Below are 12,626 nucleotides of genomic sequence, written 5' to 3'. Positions count from 1 at the left end.
TTGCCGATAAAATAAAGGAGGTGATGTCCAATTGGTAATTGTTGTGGAAAATAGTGAAAGAATGAGTGGCGAAGTAGAAGTAAGTTCTTCAAAAAATGCTATTTTACCGATTTTAGCAGCCTCACTTTTGAGTGATGAAGCAGTTTTGGTGAATAAAGTACCGGAAATTAACGATGTTTGCATAATAAAAAACTTAATCAATTCTTTGGGGGTTAAAGTAGAAGAATCCGGAAAAACTCTACGCTCTCTAGGTATGCCGGAAAACAACCATCCTCCCTACGAATTGGTCCGGCAGATCAGAGCATCTTTTCTGGTAATGGGACCGCTATTGGCCACAAAAGGGATGGTGAGGATATCATTTCCAGGAGGATGTGCCATCGGTAATCGGCCTATTGACCTACATTTGAAAGGCTTCCAAGCTCTAGGAGCCAGGATCAATCTTTCTTGTGGTGATGTTATAGCATCAGCTACGAAACTCAAAGGAAATCATATATATCTCGACTATCCAAGCGTTGGGGCTACCGAAAATATATTAATGGCTGCTTCCATGGCAGAAGGCCGAACTTATATTGAAAATGCAGCTCTGGAACCAGAAGTAGTAGATTTGGCAAATTTCATAAATAGTATGGGGGGAAAGATAAGTGGAGCCGGAAGTAATGTCATCAAGGTAGATGGGGTAAAAAAAATGACCGGCACTAATTATACCCCCATACCAGATCGGATTGAAGCCGGGACTTATATGGTTGCGGCTGCTGCAACCGCTGGAAATATTGTTGTTAAAAATGTAATTCCGGAGCATTTAAAAGCCGTAATTGCCAAATTAATTGAAAGTGGGGCTGAAGTTGAAGAGAATAAAGATCAGGTAAGGGTGAATAGGACGGAAAGGATTAAGCCGATATATATTAAAACCCTACCTTATCCGGGTTTTCCTACGGATATGCAAGCACAATTCATGGCCTATCTAAGCCGGGCTGAGGGAAGCAGTGTAGTAACGGAGTCCGTTTTCGAGAACCGCTTTATGCATGTACAAGAACTATTAAGAATGGGAGCAAAAATCAAAACGGAGGGAAGAACCGCGATAATCAAGGGTATTCAGGAAATTAGTGGAGCCAGTGTAATAGCTACGGATTTGAGAGCAGGAGCAGCCTTATTAATAGCAGGTTTAACCGCTGAAGGCAGTACGATAATAAGTGAAAGTGAACATATTGATCGCGGTTATGAAAAAATTGTTGAAAAGCTAAGCGCTTTGGGAGCCAGGATTTCAAGAGCATGAGCAGTAATGGTTAGGAAATATATCACGGGGAAGGTCCTTCTGATATATATTATAATAACCTCCTGTAAATGCCTTTATTTTTATTGGTGGTTATGTACTCCACCCTGCGGGTGGCACTATTAAGGTTGCGGACATGGGGAGTTAGTATAGATTACTAAAACAGGTAATGGCATTATCTGTTTTTTTCTTGATTCCGGCTAAGCTGGAATGAATCCAGATTCCTTTTAATATTATGGATACATGAGTAGAAAAACAAAAAACAAGCTGATAATAATAGCCGGAATTTTTTTTCTCGGGTTTATTACTTGTATGCTCATCCGCGCCTGCAAGCAAAGCGAGCAAATTTCGGAGCCCAGTATCAGCCTATATTTATCACAGGAAAAACGATGTATTGAACTTAAGCTGGAGGAATATATTCAAGGAGTGGTAGCGGCAGAAATGCCGGCCTCTTTTGAACTGGAAGCATTAAAGGCACAGGCAGTGGCAGCTAGAACTTATACCTTAAGAAAACTAATTGATGGAAGAAAATATGCTTTAAACTCCGATCTTTCCGATAATATCTATGAGTGTCAGGCTTACATATCTTGGGAGGAATTTGGGCATAGACATCCCCAGGCAAAGCAGCTATGGCAAAAAAGAATTGAGCAAGCCTGTAATGAAACCAGGGGAGAAATCATGCTTTATAATGGTGAGCCCATTGATGCTTTGTATCATTCCACTTGTGGGGGAAAAACGGAGAGTGCTTTGGAAAGTTGGGGTAAGGATACCCCTTACCTGCGCTCGGTAAACTGTGGTTATTGCCAGCATGCCAAGCATTATGAAAGCATCCAGGTTTTCTCTATAAGGGAATTCCAGCAACTCACTGGAGTATCCAGTGCGGAAAAAGTAAAAATAATCAAGAAGACCCCGGCCGGGCGAAGCAAAAAACTGCAATTAAATGATCGCTTAATATCCGCCGAAGAGTTCCGCCGACTTTGCCATTTACCCTCTACCTGGTGGAGTTTCAAGAAAAAAGAAGATAAGTTTTTAATTGAAAGCAAAGGCTATGGACATGGTTTGGGTATGTGTCAATATGGGGCCAATGGCATGGCAGCTCAGGGAAAAAATTATCATGATATTTTAGATAAATACTATCAAAATATAGATTATTATCGGATGAATTATTAGACATCACCCCTTTTTGTTCTTCTGTACAGAATTGCTGAATATATTTGATGTCACTGCAAAAAGTTATAAATATGCATTAACGTGCATAAATATACCGCTCAGCTACCTTAATAGCGACTGCAGGGAGCACCAGAAGTGCCCGACAGGGTGCTGTGACCGAAGGGTGTGTAGGGAACGACCCCCGTGTCGTTCCGAATCAGGCTTCGCCAGCGCTTGGTATATTTATGCAACCCTTATGCAACAAAAGGGGTTTTTGCAGTAGAGTCATATTTTAATAATTCAAAAAGGGGAGGGAAAACATGCAGAACTATATAAGAAAGCGGGCGGTCAGAATCGCCCATCACATACTGCAAACCTCCAATACTGTACGGCAGACAGCAGAAGTATTCGGCATCAGTAAAAGCACCGTACATACAGTGTTAATAATTGGTGTCGATTGCATTGGGTGTTCGAATATATGGCTTAAAGGATAACTGATATGTAAAATAAGAAAAGCTCAAAAGCTAATTAACCTGCCCTGCTTATTAGGGGCAGGTTTAATTGTGCAAAAAATTATAACTAGGTATTTTCTCAGCATAAATGTTACATATCAAGCAATTGCATAAAAGTGTGATTTAGATTAAAACTTTTGTTATAATAATGTGATTTGTATTGACGGCTCTTAGAAATGAAGTTATATTATTATATAATAATGTGATAAAGTGTCGCAAATAATGTATAATAATGTGATGTTTTGGAGGTAACTATGGAAAGATTGATTATGGAGAAGCTGCTGGATTGGAAAAACTCCAAGTATCGAAAACCCCTTATTTTAAAAGGTGTGCGTCAGGTAGGCAAGACTTGGCTTCTTAAAGAATTTGCCAAGCGTTATTATAAAAATCTTGCATATTTTAACTTTGATGAGCACCCCGAATACAAGCAGTTTTTTGAAAGTACCAAGGATGTCAATCGTATTCTGCAAAATCTAATGATGGCCAGTAGTGAAATCATCAGCATAGATACGACAGAAGATACCCTCATTGTTTTTGATGAGATACAGGAATGTCCAAACGCCCTTAATACACTAAAATATTTTTGTGAAAATACACCACATTATCATGTAGCCTGTGCAGGCTCTCTATTGGGTATAGCATTGTCTAAACCAGCTTCCTTTCCAGTTGGCAAAGTGGACTTTTTAGAAATTATGCCTATGACTTTTTCAGAGTTTTTAATAGCTAATGGGGATGTCAATCTTAATAATTATATGCATACTATAGATAAAATCGAGCCGATACCTGAAGCATTTTTCAATCCCCTTTATGAGAAGCTGAAGATGTATTTTGTGACTGGAGGTATGCCTGAATCAGTTCGTGTTTGGACACAGGAGCGAGATGTGGAGCTTATGCAGCAGGTACTATCCAATATTCTCGGAGCATATGAACGAGATTTCGCCAAGCACCCTGACCCAAAGGACTTTCCAAAGATATCGATGATATGGAAGTCCATACCTTCCCAACTTGCAAGGGAGAACAAGAAATTTATCTATAAAGTCGTTAAGGAAGGAGCTAGGGCAAGAGAGTATGAAGATGCCTTGCAGTGGCTTTGTGATGCTAACCTGACTTATAAAATATATCGGAGCAGTATGCCGGGACTGCCTATTTCTGCTTACGATGATTTGTCTGCTTTTAAACTATATATGGCAGATGTAGGACTATTGCGCAGACTATCTCTCTTGGCACCTTCAGCCTTTGGCGAGGGCAAAAGATTGTTTGTAGAGTTTAAAGGGGCTTTAACTGAAAACTATGTTCTGCAAGCATTGCAGAATCAGTTTGAAGCCATGCCACGTTATTGGACGATGGACAATCCAAGGTATGAAGTTGATTTTCTTTTTCAGAGAGAAAATGACATTTTACCTGTAGAGGTTAAATCAGAGAGTAATGTAGAAAGCAGAAGCTTGAAAAAGTACAAGGAAAAGTACGGTGATAAGGTAAAGCTTCGTATTCGTTTTTCATTGAATAACCTGCGCCTTGATGATGACTTACTGAATATCCCATTATTTATGGCGGATTATGCTGATAGGCTTATTGGGATGGCGTTGAAAAAAGTTGGTTGAGATTAGAAATACTGGTACTCAGCAGATGGGATGTATTGAACTCAAGCTGGAGGAATATATTCAAGGAGTGGTAGCGGCAGAAATGCCGGCTTCTTTTGAACTGGAAGCAAAATATAGATTATTATCGGATGAATTATTAGACATCTCCCCTTTTTGTTCTTCTGTACAGAATTGCTGAATATATTTTAATAATTCAAAAAGGGGAGAGAAAACATGCAGAACTATATAAGAAAGCGGGCGGTCAGAATCGCCCATCACATACTGCAAACCTCCAATACTGTACGGCAGACAGCAGAAGTATTCGGCATCAGTAAAAGCACCGTACACAAGGATGTGTCCGAAAGGCTGCCACGTATCAACCGGGATCTAGCTGAACAGGTGAGGGGTATTCTGGATAAAAATAAGGCCGAGAGGCATATCAGAGGAGGAGAGGCTACCAGGCAAAAATATGCCTGTATGGAATGATAATAGATAAAAAACAATGGCCATCACTGCTGATTAAAGGTAAAATAATGAACAAGCGTATATTTTTTGGGGGAGGCCTTTGCAGTAATGTGGTTTACCGAAGATATAGGAATTGATTTGGGAACAGCCAGCGTACTGGTTTTTAAAAAGGGTCGGGGGGTAGTACTTAATGAACCCTCGGTAGTGGCTATTGATAATAACAGCAATAAAGTTATAGCAGTGGGAGAAGAAGCCCGGCAGATGCTGGGAAGGACTCCGGGACATATTGTAGCTATCCGACCATTAAAAGAAGGCGTTATTGCTGATTATGATACCACAGAAAAAATGCTTAGCTATTTTATCCGAAGGATAATGGGAAGAAAGTTCTTCTTCAAACCCCGAGTAGTAGCATGTATTCCTACTGGAGCCACCGATGTGGAAGAGCGAGCCGTGAGACAGGCTACCCTCTCTTCCGGAGCTAGACAGGCCTTTATTATTGAAGAGCCTGTAGCGGCAGCACTTGGGGCTGGTATCGATATTTCCGAGGCCACCGGCAACATGGTGGTGGATATCGGTGGAGGAACATCGGACATAGCAGTGCTATCCCTGGGTGGAATTGTATGCAACTCTTCTCTTCGAGTAGGAGGGGACAAGTTTGATGAAGCAATTATTCGCTATATTCGTAAGGAATACAATCTTATGATAGGTGATAGGACGGCTGAGGAAGTTAAGTTTCGAGTGGGAACCGCTTTTGTTAATGAGGGGAATCGGAAACGGCTTATAGAAGTAAGAGGGCGTGATCTGGTAAGTGGTTTGCCCAAAACCATTAAGTTTGGCGCCGAAGATTGTTGGGTAGCTCTCCAAGAGCCCATAGCTACAGTTATTGAAGGGGTCAAGAAAGTATTGGAAGTTACCCCTCCGGAGCTGGCTGCCGACATTGTCAACAATGGTATTGTAATGACTGGCGGCGGTTCCCTGCTTGATGGTTTGGATACCCTGCTATCCAAGGAAACCAACCTGCCGGTACATATAGCGGATGATGCTATTTCCTGTGTGGCTATAGGAACGGGACGAGTTTTAAATGAGATATCAGTGTTGGCTAATTCTAAAGGAAAAGGAAGCAGGAGAGTACTATAAGTTAAAGCCCTGACCCCCAATATACGATAATGTTTTTAGGGATTATTTTAAATGGGGGATTTATATTGATTAGAGGTTTATATACAGCCGGAGCAGGAATGATGCTGCAAATGGCGCGGCAGGATGTAGTGGCCAACAACCTGGCCAATGTCAATACCAGCGGCTTTAAGAAAAATACCGCAGTGGCCAAGGCTTTTCCCGACATGCTTATGAGCCGGCTGGGAGAGTGCAAGGAAAACCGACAGGGACAGCTTAAAGTGCAACCGCCGGTAGTAATTGGTCGCCTGGGAACCGGGGCTGCCATCAGTGGTATATATACCGATTTTGATAATAACAACCTTGAAAAAACCGATAGCCCATGCGACCTGGCCATCACCGGAGCGGGTTATTTTGTAATTCAAACTCCGGAAGGTCAGCGTTTTACCCGTTGTGGAGAGTTCAAGCTTAACTCTGAAGGAATACTTAGTACCAACAGCGGTTATCCGGTACTCGATAGCAACAACTCTCCTATTAATATCGAAGGGGAATTTAGTATTGACGAGCAGGGGAATATTAATGTAAACGGAGAAAACTTGGCCCAGTTGAAGATAGTTAACTTTAATGACTTGCAGATACTAGAGCGACTGGGGGACAACCTCTTAAATTCTGCAGAAGAGCCAATGGTGGTGGAAAGACCGGAAATACTACAAGGATATATAGAGCAGTCCAATGTAAATGCGGTAAAGGAAATGGTTACCTTGATAAGCGTAGTCAGAGCCTATGAATCCCTGCAGAAGATGGTACAGGCTGAGGATGAGACTATTGGCCAGGCCATTGAAAAGGTGGGTAGTCTAAACTAAGAGAAAAAACCGCCGCCAGGCGGTTTTTTTATTTTAAGGTGAAAAAGAGGAAAATCTCTGCTTGGCTATAAATAAATAAATACGGGAGCTGTTATGGAGAAAAAATGATAGATAAAACCAAGAGCAGAATAGATATTCTGGGCTGCCAGATAGATCAAGTTAATATGGAAGAAGCCCTGGCCTTCATCGAAAAGAGTATTGAGGAAAGCATCCCCTCCCATATCATTACCGTAAATGCAGAAATCGTTTACCAGGCACAAAAAGATAAACAGCTACAGGAGGTAATTAATGCGGCCAGCTTGAATACTCCTGATGGTATCGGTATAGTATGGGCGGCACGACAATTGGGCTTTTTACTTGAAGAAAGAGTGACCGGAATTGACCTGCTGGATCGCCTTTGTTCAAAAGCAGTTGCTAAAGGCTGGAGAATATTTTTCCTGGGAGCAGCTCCGGGAATAGCTGAACAAGCAGCCAGGAAGCTGCTGGATAAATACCCGGGCCTGCTCATAGCCGGAACGGGGGATGGTTATTTTAAAGAGGAAGAGGAAAAGGCGGTTATTGCTGAAATAAAGGCCCTTTCTCCCCAAATACTTTTTCTGGGCCTGGGAGCTCCCAAACAAGAATACTTTATTAGGCGTAATCTAAAGTATTTGGACAAAGCAGTCTGTATAGGGGTCGGAGGCAGTTTCGATGTAGTGGCGGGAATAAAAAAAAGAGCCCCAAAACTTTTCATAAATCTAAACCTGGAGTGGCTGTACCGCTTGCTGGTAGAGCCGACCCGGTTCAAGCGGCAGTTGGCCTTGCCACGCTTTGCCTGGCTGGTCTTAAAACAAAAATGGCGGGGATATTAATAAACTTGGTTTTGGCTTGCCAGATTCAAAAATAACTACCTTTGCCTATGAGGACACAAGCACTGATGAAAAATGAGTTATAAGCGATTATTATATAATCAGAAGGGGTAGGAAATAACCCCCTCCCCCTTCTGATGTCTGACGAATGACGACCGACGACCAATAACCCCTTACCCTTTTCTTATTTTAAGGAGGCTTATTATTGCTGTGGATGGTAAAAAAATACTTGCTCTGGATATAGGCACCAGGAAGATAATGGGATTGGTTATGCAGGAGAAATCAGGATCATATGAGGTGCTAAGCAGCGCCATTATGGAGCATAAGACCCGGGCTATGATGGATGGACAGATTCACGATGTGGAAGAGGTAGCGCGGGGCATCCAGTCCATAAAAGAGCAAATTGAAGCTGAATTGCAAATTAAACTGGAATCCGCAGCGGTGGCAGCAGCTGGTCGTGCTTTAAAAACCTCTCTGGGGCAGGTAGTCAAGCGAAGGCCGGTAATGAGCGAAATTAGCCCGGAAGAGGTGCGTGCCCTGGAAATTGAAGCGGTTCACCGCGCTCAGTATTTGTTGGGACAGGGAGAAGGCAGGCAAAACATCCAGGGAGATTATTTTTGTGTAGGCTATAGTATCATTTCTTACAGCTTGGAGGAGCAAGAGATAGGGAGCCTGGTGGGTCAGGTGGGCTCTGAGTATGGGGTTCGCGTAATTGCCACCTTTCTGCCCCGGGTAGTAGTGGATAGTCTCTTTTCCGCGCTTAAAAAATCCGGCCTGGAAGTCTACAGTTTAACCCTGGAGCCTATTGCAGCGCTTTCGCTGGCCATACCCCCCAGTATGAGACTTTTGAACCTGGCTTTAGTAGATATTGGAGCCGGAACCTCAGACATTGCTATTGTAAAAAATGGCAGTATTTATGCCTATGCCATGGTTCCCCAGGGGGGGGATAAGTTAACTGAAAGCCTGGCTGCTACCTATCTTCTTGATTTTAACCATGCAGAAAAGATTAAGCGGCTCCTTTCTCAGCAATCAGATATTGAGATAGTGGATGTTTTGGGTAATTGCAGCAGAGTACAAAGCAGCGAAGTTCTTCAGGAACTGCAGCCGGTCTTGGACCAATTATTAGAGAACATCAGCCGTAATATATTGGAATTAAATCAAAAGGCTCCGGATGCGGTAATTTGCATTGGAGGAGGGAGCCTCATCCCTTCCCTGGCATCCGTGCTAGCCGAACACTTGAACCTGCCCCAGAACCGGGTGGGCATTAAGAGCAGTGACAGCCTGGAGGAAATTACGCTCGATAAGAATCACTTACAAGGACCGCAGGGGGTGACTCCACTGGGAATAGCCTATTATTCCTTTTCCCGGGTTCCGGTTCCTTTTATAAAAGTATCAGTAAATGGGAGAGAAGTTCCGGTTTGGAACCTGGGAAAGCTGGATGTATCTGCAGCGCTCTTAAGCTCTGGTATTAATCTGGGTAATATTTATGGTAAACCCGGTTTGGGTAAAACCATTGAAGTAAATGGAGAGGTAAAAGTATTTAAAGGTGAGATGGGAACCCCTCCTTTGATTAAGCTCAATGACAGTCCGGCTTTTCTGGAAAGTACAATAGAAGAGGGCACTCGGATAGAATTCATTCCGGGAAAGGACGGTAAAGAAGCCCGGGTTATGCTTCAAGATCTGCTTTCTCTAAGCGAGGGAGAAGTTTTTGTCAACGGGGAGCCGCTTCATCTCAAGCCCTTGGTTCTAATCAACGGTCAAGAAGTCAAGCCAGATCAAGCAATACCTGATCGATCCCAAGTAGTATTCAGAGCGGTAAACAGCCTGGCTAATATATTAAACCTTGCCGGGGTAGGCGAGCACTGGTTACAGGAAAAAACCTACCATTATTACATCAATGATGAAGAAAGGTCATTGCTATGGGTTCCGGTAAAAGTGCTGGTAAACGGGGAACCCGGGCAATTAAAGCAGGAAGTGGCTTTTGGCTCTCAGGTAAGCTTCTCGCTTAGTCAATTAAGACCGCAGATTAAGGATGCCTGCTCGGATCTGGAGGATCTCCGACTGCAGGTTAAAGTAAACGGGCAGACGCTCAGCCTGGAGGGCAAGGGGGCCTTAATCAAGCTACAAGATAGAGTGGTTAATCTGGAAGAAGAATTGGAAGATGGAGCGCATTTACTAATAGATAAAGGGAAAAGTTCCGCCATATTGAGCGATATCTTTCGCTTTTTTGAAATGGAAACCAGTATGACCGGACGCCTAAAGATGAAGGTTGATGGAGAAGAAGCCGGATTCACTACCCCCATCTTCAATAGCAGTGTAGTAGAAATAGTATGGGAAGAATAAGAATGATTCTACGGCCAAAAAGTAATAAATATGCATTAGTGTGCATAAATATACCGCTCAGCTACCTTAATAGTGACTGGAAGGCATTGTAAGGGCGGTCTTCGAGCGCCCGCTTTCACCTTCGCCAGCGTTTCAACCCTTGCGCAACTAAAGGGTTTTTTGCGGTGGAACCCCACATGACCGCAACCATAATAGTGGCACCCGTAGGGTGAGGGCCATAACCACCTATGAAAAGTGAATTAATAGGGTCCCTCACCTCTCACCCCTTACTCCTCACTCAAATTAAAGGAGGCTTAAAGCCTCTTTTTGTATTTTAGGAAGGGAATTGAAGGATAATAATAAAGTGAACAATAGTCAAAAAAACCTTTACCTTCTGGCGCAGAGCGATTAGAATAGTATTAAGGTCAAGAAAGGTCAAAGAGGTAATGGCTATGAAGAAGAGTTTGGCAGACAGGATCGAAGAATATATTAAAGTATTGATAGCCAGGAGTGAGGCTCAGCAGATTGAAATCCAAAGGGTAGAACTGGCCGAGACTTTCTCTTGTGTTCCTTCACAGGTTACTTATGTGATTGGTACCCGTTTTACCGAGAAAGCGGGCTATATAACCGAGAGCAGGCGCGGGGGGAAAGGCTTTATTCGCATTAGCTGCTGCGAGCTGGATAAAGAGGCTGCCTGGGAGAGCAGGCAGGAATTATTCATATTTATTGACCGTCTTTTAGAAGTTGAAAGCATAAGCCAGAAGGAAGGGGAAATGTTAAAGCATGTGATTAGCAAGAGTTCGAAAGAAATGGCCCCGGATCAAAAGAGCCAGTTCTTTGATGCATTTAAATACGCCCTGGCTGATTTCCTCAAGAAGTAAAATGGGAGGTTAGAAGTATGTACTGTGAAGAATGCAAAATCAGGCCGGCTACAGTTCATTTGGCCCAGATGTTCAATGGGCAAAAAATTGAGGTCCATCTCTGTGAGCAATGTGCCAGCCAAAAGGGCGCCATTATTTTTGGTACCAATAACCAGCTTTCAATATCTAATTTGCTGGGCAGTTTTTTGGGGGGGGACCATAGCATTCAAGAGGCCAAGTCCCTGGTTCAGAATACTAGCTGTCCGAGCTGTGGCATAAAACTTTTTGATATAAGACAAACAGGAAAGCTTGGTTGTGCCAAGTGTTATATGGCTTTTGAGCAGGAATTGGGCCCCAGCCTGCGCAGAATTCATGGCAATCGCCAGCATGTCGGGAAAATTCCACTGCGGGGTGGAGAAAAGGTTTTGTGGAGAAAGCAGATGGAGAGCCTGAAGCAGCGATTGCAGGAAGCAGTGGCCCGTGAGGAATACGAGGAAGCCGCTGAAATCAGAGACCAGATCAAAAGCCTGGAGAAGAGAACAGGATAAGGAAGTGGGCGGAGTGAATATAAATAACTTATTCGAAGAGACTTTTGTTGCCTGGATGAATGGCCAAGCAGCAAGCCAATCAGATATTGTAATAAGCAGCCGGGTGCGCCTGGCCAGAAATCTAAACGATATAGCTTTTCCGCATTTACTTAATCAGCAATCAGGTCAGAAATTTATGCAGCTTATTAGCGAGGCCTGGAAAAAGAGCCAGGTTAATGAACTCAAGCAGATGGAACTGGTGACTTTCGAAAATTTGAGTGCTTTGGATCGCAAGATACTGGTGGAAAAGCACCTTATCAGTCCTTACCATGCGCAAGCAACTGGGCCCTATCAGGGCTTGCTGGTCAAGGCTGACGGCTCCTTGGCGATAATGATAAATGAAGAGGATCACCTACGGATACAATGTTTTTTACCGGGCCTGCAGTTGGAAGAGGCTTATCAACGGGCTCAGGAAATCGATGATGCCCTGGAAGAAGAGCTGGATTTTGCTTTTGATGATCATCGGGGCTACCTGACTTCCTGTCCCACCAATATTGGAACGGGAATGAGGGCTTCTTTGATGTTGCATCTTCCCGCCATAAGCATCAGCGGCCAAAGCGGGCATATATTTCAAAACTTGAGCCAGTTAGGGCTTGCGGTGCGGGGTATTTACGGAGAAGGAACCGAAGCTATCGGCAACTTCTTTCAATTATCCAACCAGATTACTCTAGGGCAGAGTGAAGAAGACATTAATGCCAGCCTTACGGCGATTTCTCAGCAGGTAATAGAACAAGAGCGTTTGCTTCGTGACAGCTTAAGCGAGCAGATGAAGTATCAGTTGGAGGATAGAATTGGCAGAGCCTATGGAATTCTTACCCATGCCCGGCTGATAAGTTCAAATGAGGCTCTGACATTACTTTCGGATGTACGGCTGGGAGTAGACATGGGAATGATACCCGGGATTAATCCTTTTGCCCTGAATGAGCTGGTAGTGGATATAAGGCCGGCTCACTTGCAGAAAAAGGCGGGGAGCGATATGAATGCGGTCGAACGGGATGCCAAAAGAGCTGAGGTAATCCGAGAAAAACTGCAGACCGGGAAATAAAGCTAAGGAGGA

Annotated in this window: 12 protein-coding genes and 1 pseudogene; all 13 read left to right on the top strand. The window is 43.5% G+C overall.

What is annotated here, in order from left to right:
* The first annotated feature begins 31 nt into the window (after nucleotides 1-31).
* The 13 genes and pseudogenes from murA to PHP87_RS00075 all read left to right on the top strand — a co-directional run bounded on the left by murA (nucleotide 32) and on the right by PHP87_RS00075 (nucleotide 12,614).
* Nucleotides 32-1,273, top strand: a complete 1,242-nt coding sequence (murA, locus tag PHP87_RS00135) for a UDP-N-acetylglucosamine 1-carboxyvinyltransferase (RefSeq protein ID WP_299917055.1) — start codon at nucleotides 32-34, stop codon at nucleotides 1,271-1,273.
* A gap of 240 nt (nucleotides 1,274-1,513) precedes the next feature.
* Nucleotides 1,514-2,440 carry a stage II sporulation protein D gene (spoIID, locus tag PHP87_RS00130; protein WP_299917054.1) on the top strand — a complete coding sequence of 309 codons (927 nt, stop codon included), beginning with the start codon at nucleotides 1,514-1,516 and terminating at the stop codon, nucleotides 2,438-2,440.
* Nucleotides 2,441-2,739: 299 nt separating this feature from the next.
* Nucleotides 2,740-2,853: pseudogene (locus tag PHP87_RS00125) on the top strand (sporulation transcriptional regulator SpoIIID); the annotation flags it as partial.
* A gap of 332 nt (nucleotides 2,854-3,185) precedes the next feature.
* On the top strand, nucleotides 3,186-4,532 hold the full coding sequence (locus PHP87_RS00120) for an ATP-binding protein (protein ID WP_299917053.1): 1,347 nt from the start codon (nucleotides 3,186-3,188) through the stop codon (nucleotides 4,530-4,532).
* On the top strand, nucleotides 4,525-4,710 hold the full coding sequence (locus PHP87_RS00115; protein WP_299917050.1) for a SpoIID/LytB domain-containing protein: 186 nt from the start codon (nucleotides 4,525-4,527) through the stop codon (nucleotides 4,708-4,710). The genes PHP87_RS00120 and PHP87_RS00115 overlap by 8 nt, the downstream gene beginning before the upstream one ends.
* A gap of 35 nt (nucleotides 4,711-4,745) precedes the next feature.
* Nucleotides 4,746-4,997 (top strand): sporulation transcriptional regulator SpoIIID, encoded by a 252-nt coding sequence (gene spoIIID / locus PHP87_RS00110; RefSeq protein WP_299917048.1) that lies wholly within the window; start codon nucleotides 4,746-4,748, stop codon nucleotides 4,995-4,997.
* An 87-nt stretch (nucleotides 4,998-5,084) separates the two neighbouring features.
* Nucleotides 5,085-6,113: a rod shape-determining protein gene (locus PHP87_RS00105; protein WP_299917047.1), complete on the top strand. Its 1,029-nt coding sequence runs from the start codon at nucleotides 5,085-5,087 to the stop codon at nucleotides 6,111-6,113.
* Between the two features lie 65 nt (nucleotides 6,114-6,178).
* Nucleotides 6,179-6,952 (top strand): flagellar basal-body rod protein FlgF, encoded by a 774-nt coding sequence (gene flgF, locus PHP87_RS00100; protein WP_299917046.1) that lies wholly within the window; start codon nucleotides 6,179-6,181, stop codon nucleotides 6,950-6,952.
* Between the two features lie 104 nt (nucleotides 6,953-7,056).
* Complete coding sequence (locus PHP87_RS00095; protein WP_299917044.1) at nucleotides 7,057-7,803, top strand: WecB/TagA/CpsF family glycosyltransferase; 747 nt, start codon at nucleotides 7,057-7,059, stop codon at nucleotides 7,801-7,803.
* Nucleotides 7,804-8,010: 207 nt separating this feature from the next.
* Nucleotides 8,011-10,143 (top strand): cell division FtsA domain-containing protein, encoded by a 2,133-nt coding sequence (locus PHP87_RS00090; RefSeq protein ID WP_299917043.1) that lies wholly within the window; start codon nucleotides 8,011-8,013, stop codon nucleotides 10,141-10,143.
* 431 nt (nucleotides 10,144-10,574) lie between these two features.
* Nucleotides 10,575-11,003 carry a CtsR family transcriptional regulator gene (locus tag PHP87_RS00085; protein WP_299917041.1) on the top strand — a complete coding sequence of 143 codons (429 nt, stop codon included), beginning with the start codon at nucleotides 10,575-10,577 and terminating at the stop codon, nucleotides 11,001-11,003.
* 17 nt (nucleotides 11,004-11,020) lie between these two features.
* Nucleotides 11,021-11,530, top strand: coding sequence for a UvrB/UvrC motif-containing protein (locus PHP87_RS00080; protein ID WP_299917039.1), 510 nt, complete (start codon nucleotides 11,021-11,023; stop codon nucleotides 11,528-11,530).
* A 13-nt stretch (nucleotides 11,531-11,543) separates the two neighbouring features.
* Nucleotides 11,544-12,614, top strand: coding sequence for a protein arginine kinase (locus PHP87_RS00075; RefSeq protein ID WP_299917038.1), 1,071 nt, complete (start codon nucleotides 11,544-11,546; stop codon nucleotides 12,612-12,614).
* The last annotated feature ends 12 nt before the right edge of the window (nucleotides 12,615-12,626 follow it).

The sequence above is a fragment of the Syntrophomonas sp. genome, assembly GCF_028707975.1.
Taxonomy (GTDB): domain Bacteria; phylum Bacillota; class Syntrophomonadia; order Syntrophomonadales; family Syntrophomonadaceae; genus Syntrophomonas.
This window is presented reverse-complemented; position numbering and strand designations above follow the sequence as displayed.

Coding starts and splice junctions, on each gene's coding strand:
- spoIID (WP_299917054.1), top strand. CDS start 1,514: ATGAGTAGAAAAACAAAAAACAAGCTGATAATAATAGCCGGAATTTTT.
- PHP87_RS00120 (WP_299917053.1), top strand. CDS start 3,186: ATGGAAAGATTGATTATGGAGAAGCTGCTGGATTGGAAAAACTCCAAG.
- spoIIID (WP_299917048.1), top strand. CDS start 4,746: ATGCAGAACTATATAAGAAAGCGGGCGGTCAGAATCGCCCATCACATA.
- PHP87_RS00105 (WP_299917047.1), top strand. CDS start 5,085: ATGTGGTTTACCGAAGATATAGGAATTGATTTGGGAACAGCCAGCGTA.
- PHP87_RS00095 (WP_299917044.1), top strand. CDS start 7,057: ATGATAGATAAAACCAAGAGCAGAATAGATATTCTGGGCTGCCAGATA.
- PHP87_RS00085 (WP_299917041.1), top strand. CDS start 10,575: ATGAAGAAGAGTTTGGCAGACAGGATCGAAGAATATATTAAAGTATTG.
- PHP87_RS00080 (WP_299917039.1), top strand. CDS start 11,021: ATGTACTGTGAAGAATGCAAAATCAGGCCGGCTACAGTTCATTTGGCC.